At 59.5% G+C, this 14,551-nt stretch carries 16 protein-coding genes; 10 read left to right on the top strand and 6 right to left on the bottom strand.

Annotation, left to right across the window (positions count from 1 at the left end; translation table 11 throughout):
* The first annotated feature begins 71 nt into the window (after positions 1–71).
* Positions 72–998, top strand: a complete 927-nt coding sequence (epsC, locus tag BFC21_RS18905; protein ID WP_120266430.1) for a serine O-acetyltransferase EpsC — start codon at positions 72–74, stop codon at positions 996–998.
* A 73-nt stretch (positions 999–1,071) separates the two neighbouring features.
* Here the strand turns inward: epsC and trpA are convergent, their stop codons facing one another.
* Both trpA and trpB read right to left on the bottom strand, forming a co-directional pair.
* The gene (gene trpA, locus BFC21_RS18910; protein WP_088378617.1) at positions 1,072–1,878 is read right to left on the bottom strand and encodes a tryptophan synthase subunit alpha; all 807 of its coding nucleotides are present in this window, start codon (positions 1,876–1,878) and stop codon (positions 1,072–1,074) included.
* A complete protein-coding gene (gene trpB / locus BFC21_RS18915) occupies positions 1,878–3,098 on the bottom strand; it encodes a tryptophan synthase subunit beta (RefSeq protein WP_016782801.1) in 1,221 nt (406 codons plus the stop codon). Before trpB ends, trpA begins: the two co-directional genes overlap by 1 nt.
* A gap of 113 nt (positions 3,099–3,211) precedes the next feature.
* On the opposite strand from trpB, the gene BFC21_RS18920 reads away from it, so the two are divergent.
* Complete coding sequence (locus BFC21_RS18920) at positions 3,212–4,108, top strand: LysR family transcriptional regulator (protein WP_088378618.1); 897 nt, start codon at positions 3,212–3,214, stop codon at positions 4,106–4,108.
* On the opposite strand, the gene BFC21_RS18925 is transcribed toward BFC21_RS18920, so the two are convergent.
* Positions 4,105–4,431, bottom strand: a complete 327-nt coding sequence (locus tag BFC21_RS18925) for a YqjD family protein (RefSeq protein WP_016782799.1) — start codon at positions 4,429–4,431, stop codon at positions 4,105–4,107. The two genes, BFC21_RS18920 and BFC21_RS18925, sit on opposite strands and share 4 nt — an antisense overlap.
* Positions 4,432–4,585: 154 nt before the next feature.
* On the opposite strand from BFC21_RS18925, the gene BFC21_RS18930 reads away from it, so the two are divergent.
* Positions 4,586–4,801, top strand: a complete 216-nt coding sequence (locus BFC21_RS18930; protein ID WP_016782798.1) for a dodecin — start codon at positions 4,586–4,588, stop codon at positions 4,799–4,801.
* Positions 4,802–4,921: 120 nt separating this feature from the next.
* Positions 4,922–5,146 carry a DUF1161 domain-containing protein gene (locus tag BFC21_RS18935; protein ID WP_083369703.1) on the top strand — a complete coding sequence of 75 codons (225 nt, stop codon included), beginning with the start codon at positions 4,922–4,924 and terminating at the stop codon, positions 5,144–5,146.
* 120 nt (positions 5,147–5,266) lie between these two features.
* On the opposite strand, the gene BFC21_RS18940 is transcribed toward BFC21_RS18935, so the two are convergent.
* Positions 5,267–6,271 carry an LLM class flavin-dependent oxidoreductase gene (locus BFC21_RS18940; RefSeq protein ID WP_088378619.1) on the bottom strand — a complete coding sequence of 335 codons (1,005 nt, stop codon included), beginning with the start codon at positions 6,269–6,271 and terminating at the stop codon, positions 5,267–5,269.
* A gap of 215 nt (positions 6,272–6,486) precedes the next feature.
* Between BFC21_RS18940 and BFC21_RS18945 the strand changes: the two genes are divergently transcribed.
* Positions 6,487–6,918 (top strand): OsmC family protein, encoded by a 432-nt coding sequence (locus tag BFC21_RS18945; RefSeq protein ID WP_088378620.1) that lies wholly within the window; start codon positions 6,487–6,489, stop codon positions 6,916–6,918.
* A 147-nt stretch (positions 6,919–7,065) separates the two neighbouring features.
* Entirely contained in the window at positions 7,066–7,311 is a 246-nt protein-coding gene (locus BFC21_RS18950) for a DUF1161 domain-containing protein (protein WP_088378621.1), read from the top strand.
* Here BFC21_RS18950 and BFC21_RS18955 read toward each other — a convergent pair.
* Positions 7,303–7,719: a hypothetical protein gene (locus BFC21_RS18955; RefSeq protein WP_088378622.1), complete on the bottom strand. Its 417-nt coding sequence runs from the start codon at positions 7,717–7,719 to the stop codon at positions 7,303–7,305. The genes BFC21_RS18950 and BFC21_RS18955 overlap by 9 nt on opposite strands.
* 182 nt (positions 7,720–7,901) lie before the next feature.
* On the opposite strand from BFC21_RS18955, the gene BFC21_RS18960 reads away from it, so the two are divergent.
* Positions 7,902–8,948, top strand: coding sequence for an aminopeptidase (locus BFC21_RS18960; protein ID WP_095004009.1), 1,047 nt, complete (start codon positions 7,902–7,904; stop codon positions 8,946–8,948).
* Positions 8,949–9,060: 112 nt separating this feature from the next.
* Positions 9,061–11,067: a M3 family metallopeptidase gene (locus BFC21_RS18965; RefSeq protein ID WP_120266431.1), complete on the top strand. Its 2,007-nt coding sequence runs from the start codon at positions 9,061–9,063 to the stop codon at positions 11,065–11,067.
* A gap of 7 nt (positions 11,068–11,074) precedes the next feature.
* On the opposite strand, the gene BFC21_RS18970 is transcribed toward BFC21_RS18965, so the two are convergent.
* Positions 11,075–11,716: a tyrosine-protein phosphatase gene (locus BFC21_RS18970; protein ID WP_088378625.1), complete on the bottom strand. Its 642-nt coding sequence runs from the start codon at positions 11,714–11,716 to the stop codon at positions 11,075–11,077.
* A gap of 303 nt (positions 11,717–12,019) precedes the next feature.
* Between BFC21_RS18970 and BFC21_RS18975 the strand changes: the two genes are divergently transcribed.
* Both BFC21_RS18975 and BFC21_RS18980 read left to right on the top strand, forming a co-directional pair.
* Positions 12,020–12,760 (top strand): gluconate 2-dehydrogenase subunit 3 family protein, encoded by a 741-nt coding sequence (locus tag BFC21_RS18975; RefSeq protein WP_088378626.1) that lies wholly within the window; start codon positions 12,020–12,022, stop codon positions 12,758–12,760.
* Positions 12,761–12,762: 2 nt separating this feature from the next.
* Positions 12,763–14,547, top strand: a complete 1,785-nt coding sequence (locus tag BFC21_RS18980) for a GMC family oxidoreductase (RefSeq protein ID WP_088378627.1) — start codon at positions 12,763–12,765, stop codon at positions 14,545–14,547.
* The last annotated feature ends 4 nt before the right edge of the window (positions 14,548–14,551 follow it).

A 14,551-nucleotide genomic window follows, 5' to 3' on the forward strand; every position in this document is an offset into this window, starting at 1 on the left:
GTTTTGATACCGTAAAATCATTGCCAATTCGCGGCTGGTCGATCCAGCCGCCAGCGTGCGGAGTATTCATCGTGAGTGATCGTTCCAATCCTTGGCAATTGCAAGCCATCGTCTGCCAGCTGCGCACGGCGCGAAACCAGTGGCGCACGCAGAACGGGCGGGTCAGTGGTGAGCAGGGAGGCCGTGAGCTGCCGTCCCGTGCGGCAATGGCCGAGATTCTTGAGGCCCTGTGTGGTGCCTTGTTCCCGATGCGTTTGGGCCCGGTGGATCTGCGTGAAGAGAGCGAAGATTTTTACGTCGGCCACACGCTGGATGTGGCGCTCAATGCGCTGCTCAAACAGGCCCGCCTGGAGCTGCGTTATGTGGCCCGCCAGGGCGGCTTGCCCGATGAAGGCGTAGATGCAACCGCGACCCTGCTGATTCAGGACTTTGCCCTGGCCTTGCCGGTTTTGCGCAGCATTCTCGATACGGACGTGCTGGCGGCTTATCACGGTGACCCGGCGGCGCGCAGTGTGGATGAGGTGCTGTTGTGCTATCCGGGGATTCTGGCGGTGATTCATCACCGGTTGGCCCATCACCTGTACCGTGCAGGGCTGCCGTTGTTGGCGCGCATCAGCGCAGAGATTGCACACTCGGCCACCGGCATTGATATCCACCCCGGCGCGCAGATTGGCCGCAGTTTCTTTATCGATCACGGCACGGGTGTGGTGATAGGAGAAACCGCGATCATCGGCGAACGTGTGCGGATCTATCAGGCTGTGACCCTGGGTGCCAAGCGCTTTCCGGCGGATGAGTCGGGGCAATTGCAGAAAGGCCATCCACGCCATCCGATCGTTGAGGATGATGTGGTGATTTATGCGGGCGCGACGATTTTGGGGCGTATCACCATTGGTCAGGGTTCGACCATTGGTGGCAATGTATGGCTGACCCGCAGCGTACCGGCCGGCAGCAACCTGACCCAGGCCAACCTGCTGCATGATGACGGGACACAGAAGTAAGACCGCGTAGGCCTTTTGCCCTCACCCCAGGCCTCTCCCTCCGGGAGAGGGTTAGGGTGAGGGCGCTCTTGACCTAGCGAGCGCTGCGCACGCCTTCAGCCAGCGCTGCACACAAGCTCAGTACACCATCCACCGCCTGCTCAGGCGTTGCCGCATTTTCGATCTTGTCGATCAATGCCGAACCCACCACCACGCCATCTGCCAGGCGGGCAATTGCCGCAGCCTGTTCAGGGGTACGGATACCAAAGCCTACGCTGATCGGCAGATCGGTATGGCGACGCAGGCGCTCAATGGCCGCGCTCACCTGTTCAGTGGTAGCCGAACCGGCACCGGTCACGCCCGCCACCGAAACGTAATACACAAAGCCCGAGCTGCCAGCCAATACGGTCGGCAGGCGCACGTCGTCTGTGGTCGGCGTGGTCAGGCGGATAAAGTCCAGGCCGGCAGCCTGCGCCGGGTCGCACAGCTCGCCGTTGTGCTCGGGCGGCATGTCGACCACGATCAGGCCATCGACGCCCGATTCTTTGGCCTCAGCGATAAAACGCGCCACGCCATAGTGGTGGATTGGGTTGAAATAGCCCATCAGCACCAGCGGGGTGTCGTTGTTACCGGTACGAAACTCACGAACCATCTGCAGGGTTTTCGCCAGGTTTTGCTTGGCGCCCAACGCACGGATGTTGGCCAGTTGAATCGCCGGGCCGTCGGCCATCGGATCGGTGAAGGGCATGCCCAGTTCGATCACGTCGGCGCCCGCTGCCGGCAAGCCCTTGAGGATGGCCAGCGAGGTGTCGTAATCCGGGTCACCGGCCGTGACAAAGGTCACCAGCGCTGCGCGGTTTTGTTCCTTGAGTGCGGTAAAGCGCGTTTGCAGGCGGCTCATCAGTGTTGCTCCTGTTGAGACTGTTCCATGTGGTGCATCACGGTTTGCATGTCTTTGTCGCCACGGCCTGAAAGGTTGACCACCATCAGGTGATCGGCTGGCAGGGTCGGTGCGCGCTTGAACACTTCGGCCAGCGCGTGGGCGCTTTCCAGGGCCGGGATGATGCCTTCAAGGCGGCAGCATTTGTGGAAGGCATCCAGGGCTTCGGCGTCGGTCACCGAGGTGTATTCGACGCGACCGATGTCATGCAACCAGGCGTGCTCAGGGCCGATGCCGGGGTAGTCCAGGCCGGCGGAAATCGAGTGGGCGTCGATGATCTGGCCATCGTCGTCCTGCAGCAGGAAGGTGCGGTTGCCGTGCAGCACGCCCGGCTCGCCGCCATTGAGGCTGGCGGCGTGCTTGCCGGTCTCGATGCCGTAGCCGGCCGCTTCCACGCCGATGATTTCAACGCTGGTGTCATCCAGGAACGGGTGGAACAGGCCCATCGCGTTGGAACCACCGCCGATGCACGCCACCAGGCTGTCCGGCAGGCGGCCTTCCTGGGCTTGCATCTGGTCGCGGGTTTCCTTGCCGATCACGGCCTGGAAATCGCGCACCATCGCCGGATACGGGTGCGGGCCGGCCACGGTGCCGATCAGGTAGAAGGTGCTGTCGACGTTGGTTACCCAGTCGCGCAGGGCTTCGTTCATCGCGTCTTTCAGGGTGCCGGTGCCGGCCACCACCGGGATCACTTCAGCGCCCAGCAGCTTCATGCGGAACACGTTGGCCTGCTGGCGCTCGATGTCGGTGGTGCCCATGTAGATCACGCACTGCAGGCCAAAGCGGGCCGCGACGGTGGCAGTGGCCACGCCGTGCATGCCGGCGCCGGTCTCGGCGATGATGCGTTTTTTGCCCATGCGTCGTGCCAGCAGGATCTGGCCGATGCAGTTGTTGATCTTGTGCGCGCCGGTGTGGTTCAGCTCTTCGCGCTTGAGGTAGATCTTGGCGCCGCCACAGAACTCGGTCAGCCGCTCGGCGAAGTACAGCGGGCTTGGGCGGCCCACATAATCGCGCTGGAAGTAGGCCAGTTCCTTGATGAACTCAGGGTCTTTTTTCGCCAGCTCGTACTCGCGATCCAGGTCAAGGATCAGCGGCATCAGGGTTTCAGCCACATAACGGCCGCCGAATGAGCCAAACAGGCCATTGGCATCAGGGCCGGTACGCAAGGTGGATTGAGTCATGTGACGCTCCAGATAAAAAGTTACGAAGGTCTATGGGCCTGACTGTACCCGTGACAGCCCGGGATGAAAACCGATAAGATCGCCACAACCTGTCAGGAAAACTCACACATATCATGAGCCGCGACCTCCCGCCCCTCAATGCCCTGCGCGCTTTTGAAGCCACCGCCCGCCTGAGCAGCGTCAGCCAGGCGGCCGAGCAGTTGCACGTCACCCACGGTGCCGTCAGTCGGCAATTGAAAGTGCTGGAAGAGCACTTGGGGGTGAGCCTGTTCGTCAAGGAAGGGCGCGGGCTAAAGCTCACCGAGGCCGGTATCCGTCTGCGTGATGCCAGCGGCGAAGCCTTTGAGCGTTTGCGCAACGTATGCGCTGAACTCACGCAAAGCCAGGTTGACGCCCCTTTCGTGCTCGGCTGTTCGGGCAGTTTGCTGGCGCGCTGGTTTATTCCGCGCCTGGGCCGCTTGAATGCCGACTTGCCGGACTTGCGCCTGCACCTCTCGGCCGGTGAAGGCGACCTGGACCCGCGTCGCCCCGGGCTGGACGCTTTGCTGGTGTTTGCCGAGCCGCCGTGGCCCGCCGACATGCAGGTGTACGAACTGGCCAGCGAGCGCATCGGCCCGGTGGTCAGCCCGCGCTACGCGCACTACGAACAATTGCGCAACGCTCCGGCCAGTGCCTTGCTTGGCGAACCCTTGCTGCACACCGCGTCACGGCCCCAGGCGTGGCCAAGCTGGGCGCAAAAAAACGCAATCGAGGCGAAGGATTTACAATACGGGCAGGGGTTTGAGCACTTGTACTACTTGCTTGAAGCCGCCGTTGCGGGGCTGGGTGTGGCGATTGCGCCCGAGCCACTGGTGGCGCAAGACCTGCAAGCCGGACGCCTGGCTGCGCCCTGGGGCTTCAATGAAACCCCGGCGCAGCTGACGTTATGGCTGCCCAAGCGCGCCGCAGACGCGCGCGCCGGGCAACTGGCGCAATGGCTCAAGGCAGAGCTTGCGCGCAGCGCAGATTAATTACCGCGCTTGCACAACAGAAAGGCTGCCAGCAGACCCAGTGCGCCGATGGCAACGCCAGCGGTGGCGTACGGGTGCTCTTGCGCGTATTCGCGGGTAGCGATCGCGGTTTCGCGGGTTTTGTCCTTCACTTCTTCCAGCGCATCGCTGAGCAGGTGACGCGAATGCTTGAGCGCGTTCTCGGCGTTGTTCTTGAGGATGCCAAGGGTCTTTTTGGACTCGTCAGAAGCGTCGTGCTTGAGGCTTTCCAGAGACTTGAGCAGGCTCTCGATCTCTGCTTCCATGCTTTGCAATGAGGCTTTACGTAAAGAGTTGCTAGCCATTAGGGCTCTCCTGCATTGGTGAGTGAGGTGCTTGTTAAGTCCGACTCCGCGGTTTCCAGAAAGTGCAGTTGGCCTGAACTTTTCCTTTCAAATTGCCTACAAAGTATTTAGCACAATCGCTGCTAGGCTTTGATTTACGACAAAGGAGAACGTTATGTCTGACCATCACACCTACAAGAAAGTTGAACTGGTAGGCTCGTCCCCGACCAGCATAGAAGACGCCATCAGTAATGCACTGGCCGAGGCCAACAAAAGCATCAAGCATCTGGAGTGGTTCGAGGTGGTTGATACGCGCGGGCACATCAAGGACGGCAAGGTGGCGCACTATCAAGTGACACTCAAAGTCGGCTTTCGCATCGCCAGCAGCTGATCTGACGCAAGGCTTTTGACCCGCGGACTGGCCGTTTGCCATAAAGTCCGCTACACCGTCTGGGTGCAATGCGGCATGTACGCATTGCACCCTTTTTGTTTTGACCGGGGAATGTGACCGATGAAAAAGATTTTATTGGCTGTAGGTTTGCTGAGTCTGGCAGGAACGGCGTTCGCAGCGGGCAAGCCATGCGAAGAACTGAAGAGCGAAATCGCGGCGAAGATTGAAGCCAATGGTGCCAAGCATTATTCGCTGACTGTCGTGGAAAAAGGTGCTGCCGCTGACGGCAAAGTAGTGGGCTCTTGCGAGGCCGGCACCAAAGAAATCGTCTACAAGCGCGGATAAGTCCAGCGCAGTAGTAAATCTTGTGGGAGCGGGCTTGCTCGCGATGTGCACGCCGCGGTGTTTCAGATCAATCGCGTCGATACCATCGCGCGCAAGCCCGCTCCCACACTTCCCTTTGCGTCAGGCCCCTTTCATCACCTGCGACAGCAATTCATACGAATGAATGCGGTCTGCGTGCTCATACAAATCACAGGTAAAAATCAGCTCGTCAGCCTGGGTCTGCTCAACCAGCACGTCCAGCTTGGCCTTGATTTTCTGCGGGCTGCCCACCATCGCCAGGCCCAGAAAGCTCATGACGGCCTCTTTTTCATGGGGTAGCCACAAACCGTCCATTGTCTCCACCGGCGGGCGCTGTACCAGGCTCTGCCCGCGCATCAGCGCCAGAATGCGCTGGTACACCGAAGTGGCCAGGTACTCGGCCTGCTCATCGGTGTCAGCGGCGACCAATGGCACGCCAAGCATCACATAAGGCTTGTCCAGCACCGCCGAAGGCTTGAAGTGGTTGCGATAGACACGAATCGCTTCGTGCATCAGGCGCGGTGCGAAATGTGAAGCAAAGGCGTAAGGCAACCCCATTTCACCGGCCAGTTGCGCACTGAACAGGCTGGAGCCCAGCAGCCAGACCGGAACCTGGGTACCGGTGCCCGGCATGGCGATGATCCGTTGGTCGGGGGTGCGTGGGCCCAGATAGCGCAGCAATTCGGCCACATCCTGCGGAAAGTCATCGGCACTGCCCGAGCGCTCGCGGCGCAGGGCGCGGGCGGTCATCTGGTCCGAACCGGGCGCGCGGCCCAGGCCCAGGTCAATACGACCGGGGTACAGGCTTTCGAGGGTGCCGAACTGTTCGGCGATCACCAAAGGCGCATGGTTGGGCAGCATCACGCCGCCCGAACCGACACGGATGGTCGAAGTGCCGCCGGCGAGATAGCCGATCAACACCGAGGTCGCCGAGCTGGCGATGCCGTCCATATTGTGGTGTTCCGCGACCCAAAAACGGTTGTAGCCGAACTTTTCCACGTGCTGTGCCAGATCCAGCGAGTTGCGCAACGACTGGGCTGCGCTGCCATTTTCGCGCACAGGGACCAGGTCGAGGGTCGAGAATTTGATGTCAGACAGTCGTTTCATCAGCCGGCTACTCCAGGTGGGATGCAGGTCAGGGTGCTCGCATGACCTGCCAGTGATTACTGCAATATGGGCATATACCCGAGTTTCAATGGTTGGCTGGGAATTGAGCGACTAAAAATGACGATTGGTCCGAAAGGGTGAACTTTGTGGAACGAACTACCCTCACTAGTTCATTCAAGGCGTGAACCCTTCGCGCCGTTCTTCAGGAGGCACGCATGAGTATCAAAAAGAAAGCATCGGCTCATTGGGCAGGCGACCTTAAAACCGGTATCGGCTCCATCTCCACTGAAACCGGGGTACTGCGTGAAGCGCCGTATGGCTTCAAGGCGAGGTTCGAAGGCGGTAAGGGCACCAACCCCGAAGAGCTGATTGGCGCAGCCCACGCAGGCTGTTTCTCAATGGCCTTGTCGATGATTCTCGGTGATGCCGGGCTCAAGGCTGACAGTATCGACACCACGGCTGAAGTAACCCTGGATCAAGTGGAGGGTGGCTTTGCCATCACTGCCGTGCATCTGGTGCTCAAGGCCAAGGTGCCCGGTGCCACCCAGGCGCAATTTGACGAACTGACCACCCAAGCCAAAGAAGGCTGCCCGGTGTCCAAGGTGTTGAACGCCAAAATCACCCTCGACGCTACGCTGGTGAGCTGACGACACCCGTGTACCCCGCTTGCCGCAAGCGGGGTACAGTTGATGCCCGGCTGCGACAGATCAGTCCTGCGCTGCGCCAAATGTGATCGAATGGTTGCCACTGGCGTCAGATCATGACTTTGCGTTCTGCCTCAAGGGAGTCTCACCATGAAACGTTTCGCTCTAGCTGTTGTTTGCTGCGCCATGGCCACCTCGGCACTGGCAGCCCCCAAGCCCTGTGAAGAACTGAAGGCCGAAATTGAGGCCAAGATCCAGGCCAATAACGTGTCGTCCTACACGCTCGAAATCGTGAGTAATGAAGAAGTTCACGATGAGAACATGGTGGTAGGTTCGTGCGAATTCGGTAGCAAAAAAATCATCTACCAAAATAATGACCGCCAGGCATCACGGTAAGCAGTTGACCAGCCGCTCCTCGGCCACCACCTTGCCCGTTGCGTTGTACAGCCGGGCGTAGGCATTGAAGCCCAGAGAGCGGGCTTGCAGACGGTAACGCTGGCCGGCCTCGAAGCCCGGATAATTGAGCGTGATGTAGCACAAGCGCTCCTGGGGATCGCTGAACATGCCCATGCCGCCGACAAACACCTCGAAATCAAAACGCACCATCAACTCGTGGCTGCCCGGCGGCACCTGAAAATAGCGGCCGTCGGTCAGGCGTTGGTTGTCCAGGCGCTCTGCCATCACCAGCTTGCCGGTTTGGGTTTCAAGGTCGACCCAGGCCATGCTGGGGTTCGCCGGGGGGATCGGCGTGCTGGCGCAGGCGCTGAGCAGGCACACGGTCAACACAAGCAAAAAAGTGCGCATGATGATTACCAGATAATTTGTTACACAAGCATAGCGCGCAATGCCGCTTCGCAGCTCAGCCCTCTGTGGGAGCCGGGCTTGCCCGCGATGGCATCGATGCGGCTTGTCTGAAGGACTGTGCTGGCTGTATCGCGAGCAAGCCCGCTCCCACACCATTGTCACTTTGCCGCCGGGATCGCTTTATGACGCCGCGTGTTCGCTGCCTGCTTGCCATAGCCCTGATACCGCTGATCAATGGCTGTTCCAGTGCTTCGTATTACTCGCAACTGGCGGGAGGGCAGTGGCAGTTATTGCAGGCCCGCGAGCAAGTGAGCACGGTCATTGCCGACCCGCAGCGCCCGGTTGAACTGCGAGACCAATTGGTAAAAGCCCAGGCCGCACGAAACTTCGCCAGTCAGCATTTGCACTTGCCGGATAACCAGAGCTATCGCCTGTACGCTGACCTGAAGCGGCCTTATGTCGTTTGGAATGTGTTCGCCACTCCGGCGTTTTCCCTAGACCCCGTGACTCATTGCTTTCCCATCGCGGGGTGCGTAGCTTACCGCGGTTTTTACACCCAGGGCGCGGCGCGAGGTGAAGCGGCCCTGCAACGCCAGCAAGGCATGGATGTATTTGTCAGCGGCGTCGAAGCCTATTCCACCCTGGGCTGGTTTGATGACCCGATCCTCAACAGCATGCTCAATTGGGGTGATGAGCGTTTGGCCACGCTGATCTTTCACGAACTGGCCCACCAGCGGTTTTATGTGAAGGACGACACGGAGTTCAATGAGTCTTTCGCCAGTTTCGTGGAACAGGAAGGCACCCGCCAATGGCGCGCCAGGCAAGGCTTGCCACCCTCCGGCAGCAGCAATCTGCAGCAACGCGAGCAATTTATCGCCTTGGTGCTCGACACTCGCCAACGCTTGAAAACGCTTTATGCACAGTCGTTGCCAGCAGCCGAGATGCAGCAGCGTAAAGCCGCGGAATTTGAACGAATGCGCCGTGATTATCGTCAGTTACGGGATCAGCAATGGGCGGGAAATCCGCGCTATGACGCGTGGGTCAATGGCCCGCTGAATAACGCCAAACTGCTGCCCTTTGGCCTGTACGATCAATGGGTGCCCGCCTTCGCGGCCTTGTACAAGCACGTCGGCAATGACTGGCCAAGGTTTTATGCCGAAGTCGAACAGCTGGGCAAACTGCCCCCCGGGCAGCGCAAGGCCGCCTTGCAGCAATGGGCTGATCGCTGAGGTTTGACCTGCGGTACTACATAGATAGTGCCCTTGAAAATTCTGCTTCATTAGGCTGAGGCCCCACAGCTACTCAGCCCGAAATGAAGCAGAACTCTCAAGGAATGCAGCTATGGAGCCAACCAACCCGCTGTTGAGCACTACCCTCCTGCCCCTTTACAGCGAGGTGCGTCTCGAACACCTCAAACCGGCCATTGAACACATAGTTGCCGACAACCTGCAGGCAATCAGCCATATCGTCGCCACCCAGTCCCGACAACCCACCTGGTCTGGACTGATTTTGCCGATGGAAACCCTGACGGCGCGGCTGGACGACACCATAGGCGTCATCATGACGCTGGGGCAGGTACCCCGGGACGTGCCCTGGGATACCACCATCGGCGATTGTTTTCGCGCGGCCTACGACTACAAGAGCCAGGTGCTGCAAAATCGCAGTCTTTACCTTGCCTGCAAGGCGCTGGCCCACAGCCCCGAGGCCCTGGAGCTGGATCGAGCCCAGCAGGCGTTGCTGCACAAGATCCTGCTCGACTACCGGTTGGCCGGGAGTGAGCTGCCCGCCGCAGACCGGGGGGAACTGGCCCGGCTCAACCGTGAAATTTCCAGGCTGGAATGGGTGTTTTTCGAAAATGCCCGGCAATCCCGAAAGGCCTGGCGGCGGCTGGTTCACGATGAGTCCATGCTGGCGGGCCTGCCCGCTGCACTCAAGGCACAGCTGGCGCAGACGGCCAGGGCCGCCGGTCTTGAGGGCTGGCTGATAACCCTCGAAGAGCGTGTCACTTACACTGAAATCATGAGCTGTTGCCAGAACAGGGCGTTGCGCGAAGAACTGTTCACCGCCTACCACACGCGGGCTTCCGAGCTGGGCCCCGCGGGTGGGCAATATGACAATGGCCCGGTGCTCAACGATCTGCTCAGCTTGCGCCATCACAAGGCCTTGCTGTTGGGTTACGGTAACCATGCCGAGCTGAGCATTCAGAACCAGGCGGCCTCGACCGATGCAGTGCTGGGTATGCTGCGCACCCGCATTGCACAAAAGTCAGCGCATTTTGCAACGCAAACGGCGGCGTTACATGATCTGGCGGCCACGCTGGGGTACGACCGGCTTCAACCCTGGGACCTTTTGTTTCTGGCCCGCAGGCATGGCCGGCAGCCTGGCGCACTGAGCAACGATCAGTTGCGCGCCTGGTTCCCTTTCAATCGCGTTTTCGAGGGCATTGTGCTGGTCGTCAAGCGCCTGTTTGCGGTCGATCTGGTGGAGCAAACGTCCTTCAGCACCTGGCACCCGGATGTTCGCCTGTTTGAGGTAAGCGAAGCCGGTGTGTTGCTGGGGCATCTTTTTATCGACCCTTATATGCGCGAGCCTAAAATCAATGGCTGCTGGATGCAGTCGGCACGCAGCCGTCGAATCAATGCACAGGGGGAACTGACCACCCCGGTGGCCATTGTGCATGGCAACTTTACCCCCGAAGCCGAGGGCGCACCTGCGCTGCTGACCCATGTGCAGATGGGCACCTTGTTCCATGAGCTGGGCCATTGCCTGAAGTTGCTGCTGACCCGCAGCCCCTACAGTGCCTTTTCCCGGGTGGACAGCCTGGGCTCTGCAGCCTCGCGGTTTGCAGGCAAGTGTGCAGAACAATGGTGCTGGTCGCGGGACAGCCTGCGCTGGTTTGCCCGGCACCATCAACACGACAGTGACCTGATCTATGAGCAGGTTGACCAGGCCTTGAGGGCCCGTGATACCGAGCGTTGGCTGGAAGAGGTGCAGGAACTGTCGCGTTCGCTGTTTGATTTTGAACTGCACCGGACCTGGGGCGATGGTCGCAGCGTGGAGGCGGTTTGGCGTAGCGCACAAAATGAGGTCCAGCCTTTACCCCAGGCTGAACATGAGCGTTTTGCCAATACGTTTGACTATATGGTCGCGGGGCATGACGCCAGCTACTACCTGCGCGAGCAGGCCGCAGCGCTGGCCGAGCAGGTTTTTGCGCGATTCGAGCAGGAGGGTGTGTTCAGCCCGCAAGCGGGCATGGCCTACCGCGAAGCGTTTCATGCACCGGGCAGTGAATACCCGCTGTCAGAGTCGTTCGCATTGTTTATGGGGCGACCACCAGCGGGTATTTGACCGTTAATCAGGACTTGGCAGATTTGAGCCAGTTTTTTACCACGCAGGTTGCAAACGGGCTGGTGCTGCACGCCCCGCTGCTCAAGGCTGCACGCAACTGTGGGATATCGGCCTTCATCATGTAGCTCTCGCCATCCTTGTGGTGCGAGTTTTCGCCAAAGCCGCCCTGGGTCATTTCCTTCAGGGCGTCTTCCTTGCTCCAGTCCTGCACCACCACGCGGTACATCGCCGCCATCAGCCCGGTGCGGTCCGAACCGTGCTTGCAATGCATCAACACCGGGCCTTGGGCTTGCGCGCTTTGAATGGCGCGCAAAGCGGCCAGCACATCAGCGTCATCCACATGGTTGGTGCGATAAGGCAACTGGACTTGCGCGACACCCGGGGTCGTGAGCCAGGAGCTGTCGGCATCGGGCAGGAAGTTGATGACGGTGGCGATATGCAGTTTTTCCAGCAACGGCTGCGCTGCGCTGTCAGGCAACGCGCTGCGGTACAGGGTCGGGGACATTTGATACAGGTTGTACTGGGTCGCAATGGGCTGCGCCCACTGGGCTGGCCGGGCCTGGGTGGTTTCGTCGGCCTGGGCCTGAGGCAGTGCAAATGCTGCCAGCAAGGTCAGGCACAGAGCAGGAAAAAACCGGGCTTTGGGCATGTCAGTTCGACCATTAACAAGGTATTGGGAAGGTGAGGCGCAAGATTGCGTGATGCCGGATCAAAACTATGTCGCTCAATTGTCAAAAAAACGTGATGGCGCCAGCGTAGATGGCGTTGTGCCAGTAGTGCGGCAAATTTACGCATGAAACGATTCATCTGCGCGCCCGGCCTGTTAGTATTTGTAACCAAACTTTGCATGCGTGCCTGTTCCCTGGGTCGATAACGCCCTGTACCGCTGCCAAAACGAAAAGCTGCCCCTGAGCGGCTGTAATCCGTGACTGCCTGATGAGGTGCCCCCTGCATGTCTGAGCAAGACAACCCCCGGCGTGAGTTTTTGCGCAAAACCCTGACCCTGATTCCAGTGGTCACTGTTGCGAGCACGGGCCTTGGTGGTTCCGTCCTGATGGCCACGCCTGACGTCCAGGCCGCCCCTGCCCCTGCGCCGTCCGTTGCTACAGCAGGCACGGTTTATGAGCCGACCTACTTCACCGCCGAAGAGTGGGCGTTCGTCAACGCCGCCGTCGCGCGCCTGATCCCGGCCGACGAGCAAGGCGCGGGCGCTCTGGAAGCCGGTGTGCCGGAATATATCGACCGTCAAATGAACACCCCTTACGCCAGCGGCGCACTGTGGTTTATGCAAGGCCCCTTCAATGCCGACGCAGCACCTGAAATGGGCTGGCAGAGCAAACTGGTGCCAAAACAGATCTACCGCCTGGGCATCGCTGCCACGGAGGAGCTGTGCAAGAAGACCTATAACTCAACATTTGCTGGGCTAGACAGCGCTACCCGAGACGAAGTGCTCAAGCAGCTGGAAGCCGGCACACCTAAATTCGATAGCGTTCCGGCCAAGATGTTTTTCAGCTTTTTGCTGCAAAACACCAAGGAAGGTTTCTTTTGCGACCCGATTCACGGTGGCAACAAAGGCATGGTCGGCTGGACCATGATCGGCTTCCCCGGCGCGCGCGCTGATTTCATGGACTGGGTTGAACGCAACGAGCAATACCCCTTCCCGGCAGTTTCCATTCGCGGCGAGAGGGCTTGAGCATGTCGACCGTTATGAAAAAAGTTGATGCAGTTATCGTCGGATTCGGCTGGACCGGCGCGATCATGGCCAAAGAACTGACCGAAGCTGGCCTGAATGTTGTGGCCCTTGAACGTGGCCCGATGCAGGACACTTACCCGGACGGTAACTATCCACAGGTGATCGACGAACTCACCTACAGCGTGCGTAAAAAGCTGTTCCAGGACGTCTCCAAGGAAACCGTCACCATCCGCCATAGCGTCAATGACGTGGCTTTGCCAAACCGCCAGTTGGGCGCTTTCTTACCCGGTAATGGTGTGGGCGGTGCAGGCTTGCACTGGTCGGGGGTACACTTTCGGGTCGACCCGATCGAACTGCGCATGCGCAGCCATTACGAAGAGCGCTACGGCAAGAACTTTATCCCCAAGGACATGACCATCCAGGACTTCGGTGTCAGCTACGAAGAACTGGAGCCGTTTTTCGACTATGCGGAGAAGGTCTTTGGCACTTCGGGCCAGGCCTGGACCGTCAATGGCCAACGGGTCGGTGAAGGCAAGGGTGGCAACCCTTATGCGCCGGATCGCTCCGACCACTTCCCACTGGTGTCGCAGAAGAACACCCACTCCGCACAGCTGTTTCAGAAAGCGGCCAATGAAGTGGGCTACAAGCCTTACAACCTGCCTTCGGCCAACACCTCGGGGCCTTACACCAACCCCTACGGCGCGCAGATGGGCCCGTGCAACTTCTGCGGTTTTTGCAGCGGTTACGTGTGCTACATGTATTCCAAGGCATCGCCCAACGTAAACATCCTGCCGGCGCTCAAGCCGCTGCCCAACTTCGAGCTGCGTCCTAACGCTCATGTGATCCGGGTCAACCTGGACAGCACCAAAACCAAGGCCACCGGTGTGACCTATATCGATGCCCTGGGCCGCGAAATCGAGCAGCAGGCTGATCTGGTGATCCTCGGTGCGTTCCAGTTCCACAATGTGCGCCTGATGTTGCTGTCGGGCATTGGTAAGCCGTATGACCCGAAAACCGGTGAAGGCGTGGTGGGCAAAAACTTCGCTTACCAGAACATGGGCACCATCAAGGCCTATTTCGACAAAGACGTTCACACCAACAACTTTATCGGTGCGGGCGGCAATGGCGTGGCGATTGACGACTTCAACGCCGACAACTTCGACCACGGCCCCCACGGCTTTGTCGGTGGTTCGCCGATGTGGGTCAACCAGGCAGGTAGCCGGCCGATTGCAGGCACGTCCAACCCGCCGGGTACGCCGGCCTGGGGCAGCGCCTGGAAGCGTGCAACCGCCGATTACTACACCCACCAAGTGTCGATGGACGCCCACGGTGCGCATCAGTCCTACCGTGGCAACTACCTTGATCTGGATCCGGTTTATCGCGATGCCTACGGCCAACCGCTGCTGCGCATGACGTTCGACTGGCAAGAAAACGACATCAAGATGAACCGCTTCATGATGGAAAAAATGGGCAAGATCGCTGAGGCGATGAATCCCAAGGCCATTGCGCGTATCGGCAAGCAGGTAGGCGATCACTTCAACACGGCCTCCTACCAGACCACCCACCTCAACGGTGGCGCGATCATGGGCACCAACCCGAAAACCAGCGCACTGAACCGCTACCTGCAAAGCTGGGACGTTCACAACGTATTTGTGCCGGGTGCATCGGCTTTCCCACAAGGTTTGGGCTACAACCCCACAGGCCTCGTGGCGGCATTGACGTACTGGTCGGCGCGGGCAATCCGCGAGCAGTACCTGAAAAACCCCGGCCCGCTGGTTCAGGCATAAGGAG

Source organism: Pseudomonas sp. TMW 2.1634 (genome assembly GCF_001703595.1).
Taxonomy (GTDB): Bacteria; Pseudomonadota; Gammaproteobacteria; order Pseudomonadales; family Pseudomonadaceae; genus Aquipseudomonas; species Aquipseudomonas fragi.

Excerpts from the sequence above, each read along its gene's own strand:
- trpA (WP_088378617.1), bottom strand. The coding sequence starts at position 1,878 with ATGAGCCGCCTGCAAACGCGCTTTACCGCACTCAAGGAACAAAACCGC.
- trpB (WP_016782801.1), bottom strand. The coding sequence starts at position 3,098 with ATGACTCAATCCACCTTGCGTACCGGCCCTGATGCCAATGGCCTGTTT.
- BFC21_RS18920 (WP_088378618.1), top strand. The coding sequence starts at position 3,212 with ATGAGCCGCGACCTCCCGCCCCTCAATGCCCTGCGCGCTTTTGAAGCC.
- BFC21_RS18925 (WP_016782799.1), bottom strand. The coding sequence starts at position 4,431 with ATGGCTAGCAACTCTTTACGTAAAGCCTCATTGCAAAGCATGGAAGCA.
- BFC21_RS18930 (WP_016782798.1), top strand. The coding sequence starts at position 4,586 with ATGTCTGACCATCACACCTACAAGAAAGTTGAACTGGTAGGCTCGTCC.
- BFC21_RS18935 (WP_083369703.1), top strand. The coding sequence starts at position 4,922 with ATGAAAAAGATTTTATTGGCTGTAGGTTTGCTGAGTCTGGCAGGAACG.
- BFC21_RS18940 (WP_088378619.1), bottom strand. The coding sequence starts at position 6,271 with ATGAAACGACTGTCTGACATCAAATTCTCGACCCTCGACCTGGTCCCT.
- BFC21_RS18945 (WP_088378620.1), top strand. The coding sequence starts at position 6,487 with ATGAGTATCAAAAAGAAAGCATCGGCTCATTGGGCAGGCGACCTTAAA.
- BFC21_RS18950 (WP_088378621.1), top strand. The coding sequence starts at position 7,066 with ATGAAACGTTTCGCTCTAGCTGTTGTTTGCTGCGCCATGGCCACCTCG.
- BFC21_RS18955 (WP_088378622.1), bottom strand. The coding sequence starts at position 7,719 with ATGCGCACTTTTTTGCTTGTGTTGACCGTGTGCCTGCTCAGCGCCTGC.
- BFC21_RS18960 (WP_095004009.1), top strand. The coding sequence starts at position 7,902 with ATGACGCCGCGTGTTCGCTGCCTGCTTGCCATAGCCCTGATACCGCTG.
- BFC21_RS18965 (WP_120266431.1), top strand. The coding sequence starts at position 9,061 with ATGGAGCCAACCAACCCGCTGTTGAGCACTACCCTCCTGCCCCTTTAC.
- BFC21_RS18970 (WP_088378625.1), bottom strand. The coding sequence starts at position 11,716 with ATGCCCAAAGCCCGGTTTTTTCCTGCTCTGTGCCTGACCTTGCTGGCA.
- BFC21_RS18975 (WP_088378626.1), top strand. The coding sequence starts at position 12,020 with ATGTCTGAGCAAGACAACCCCCGGCGTGAGTTTTTGCGCAAAACCCTG.
- BFC21_RS18980 (WP_088378627.1), top strand. The coding sequence starts at position 12,763 with ATGTCGACCGTTATGAAAAAAGTTGATGCAGTTATCGTCGGATTCGGC.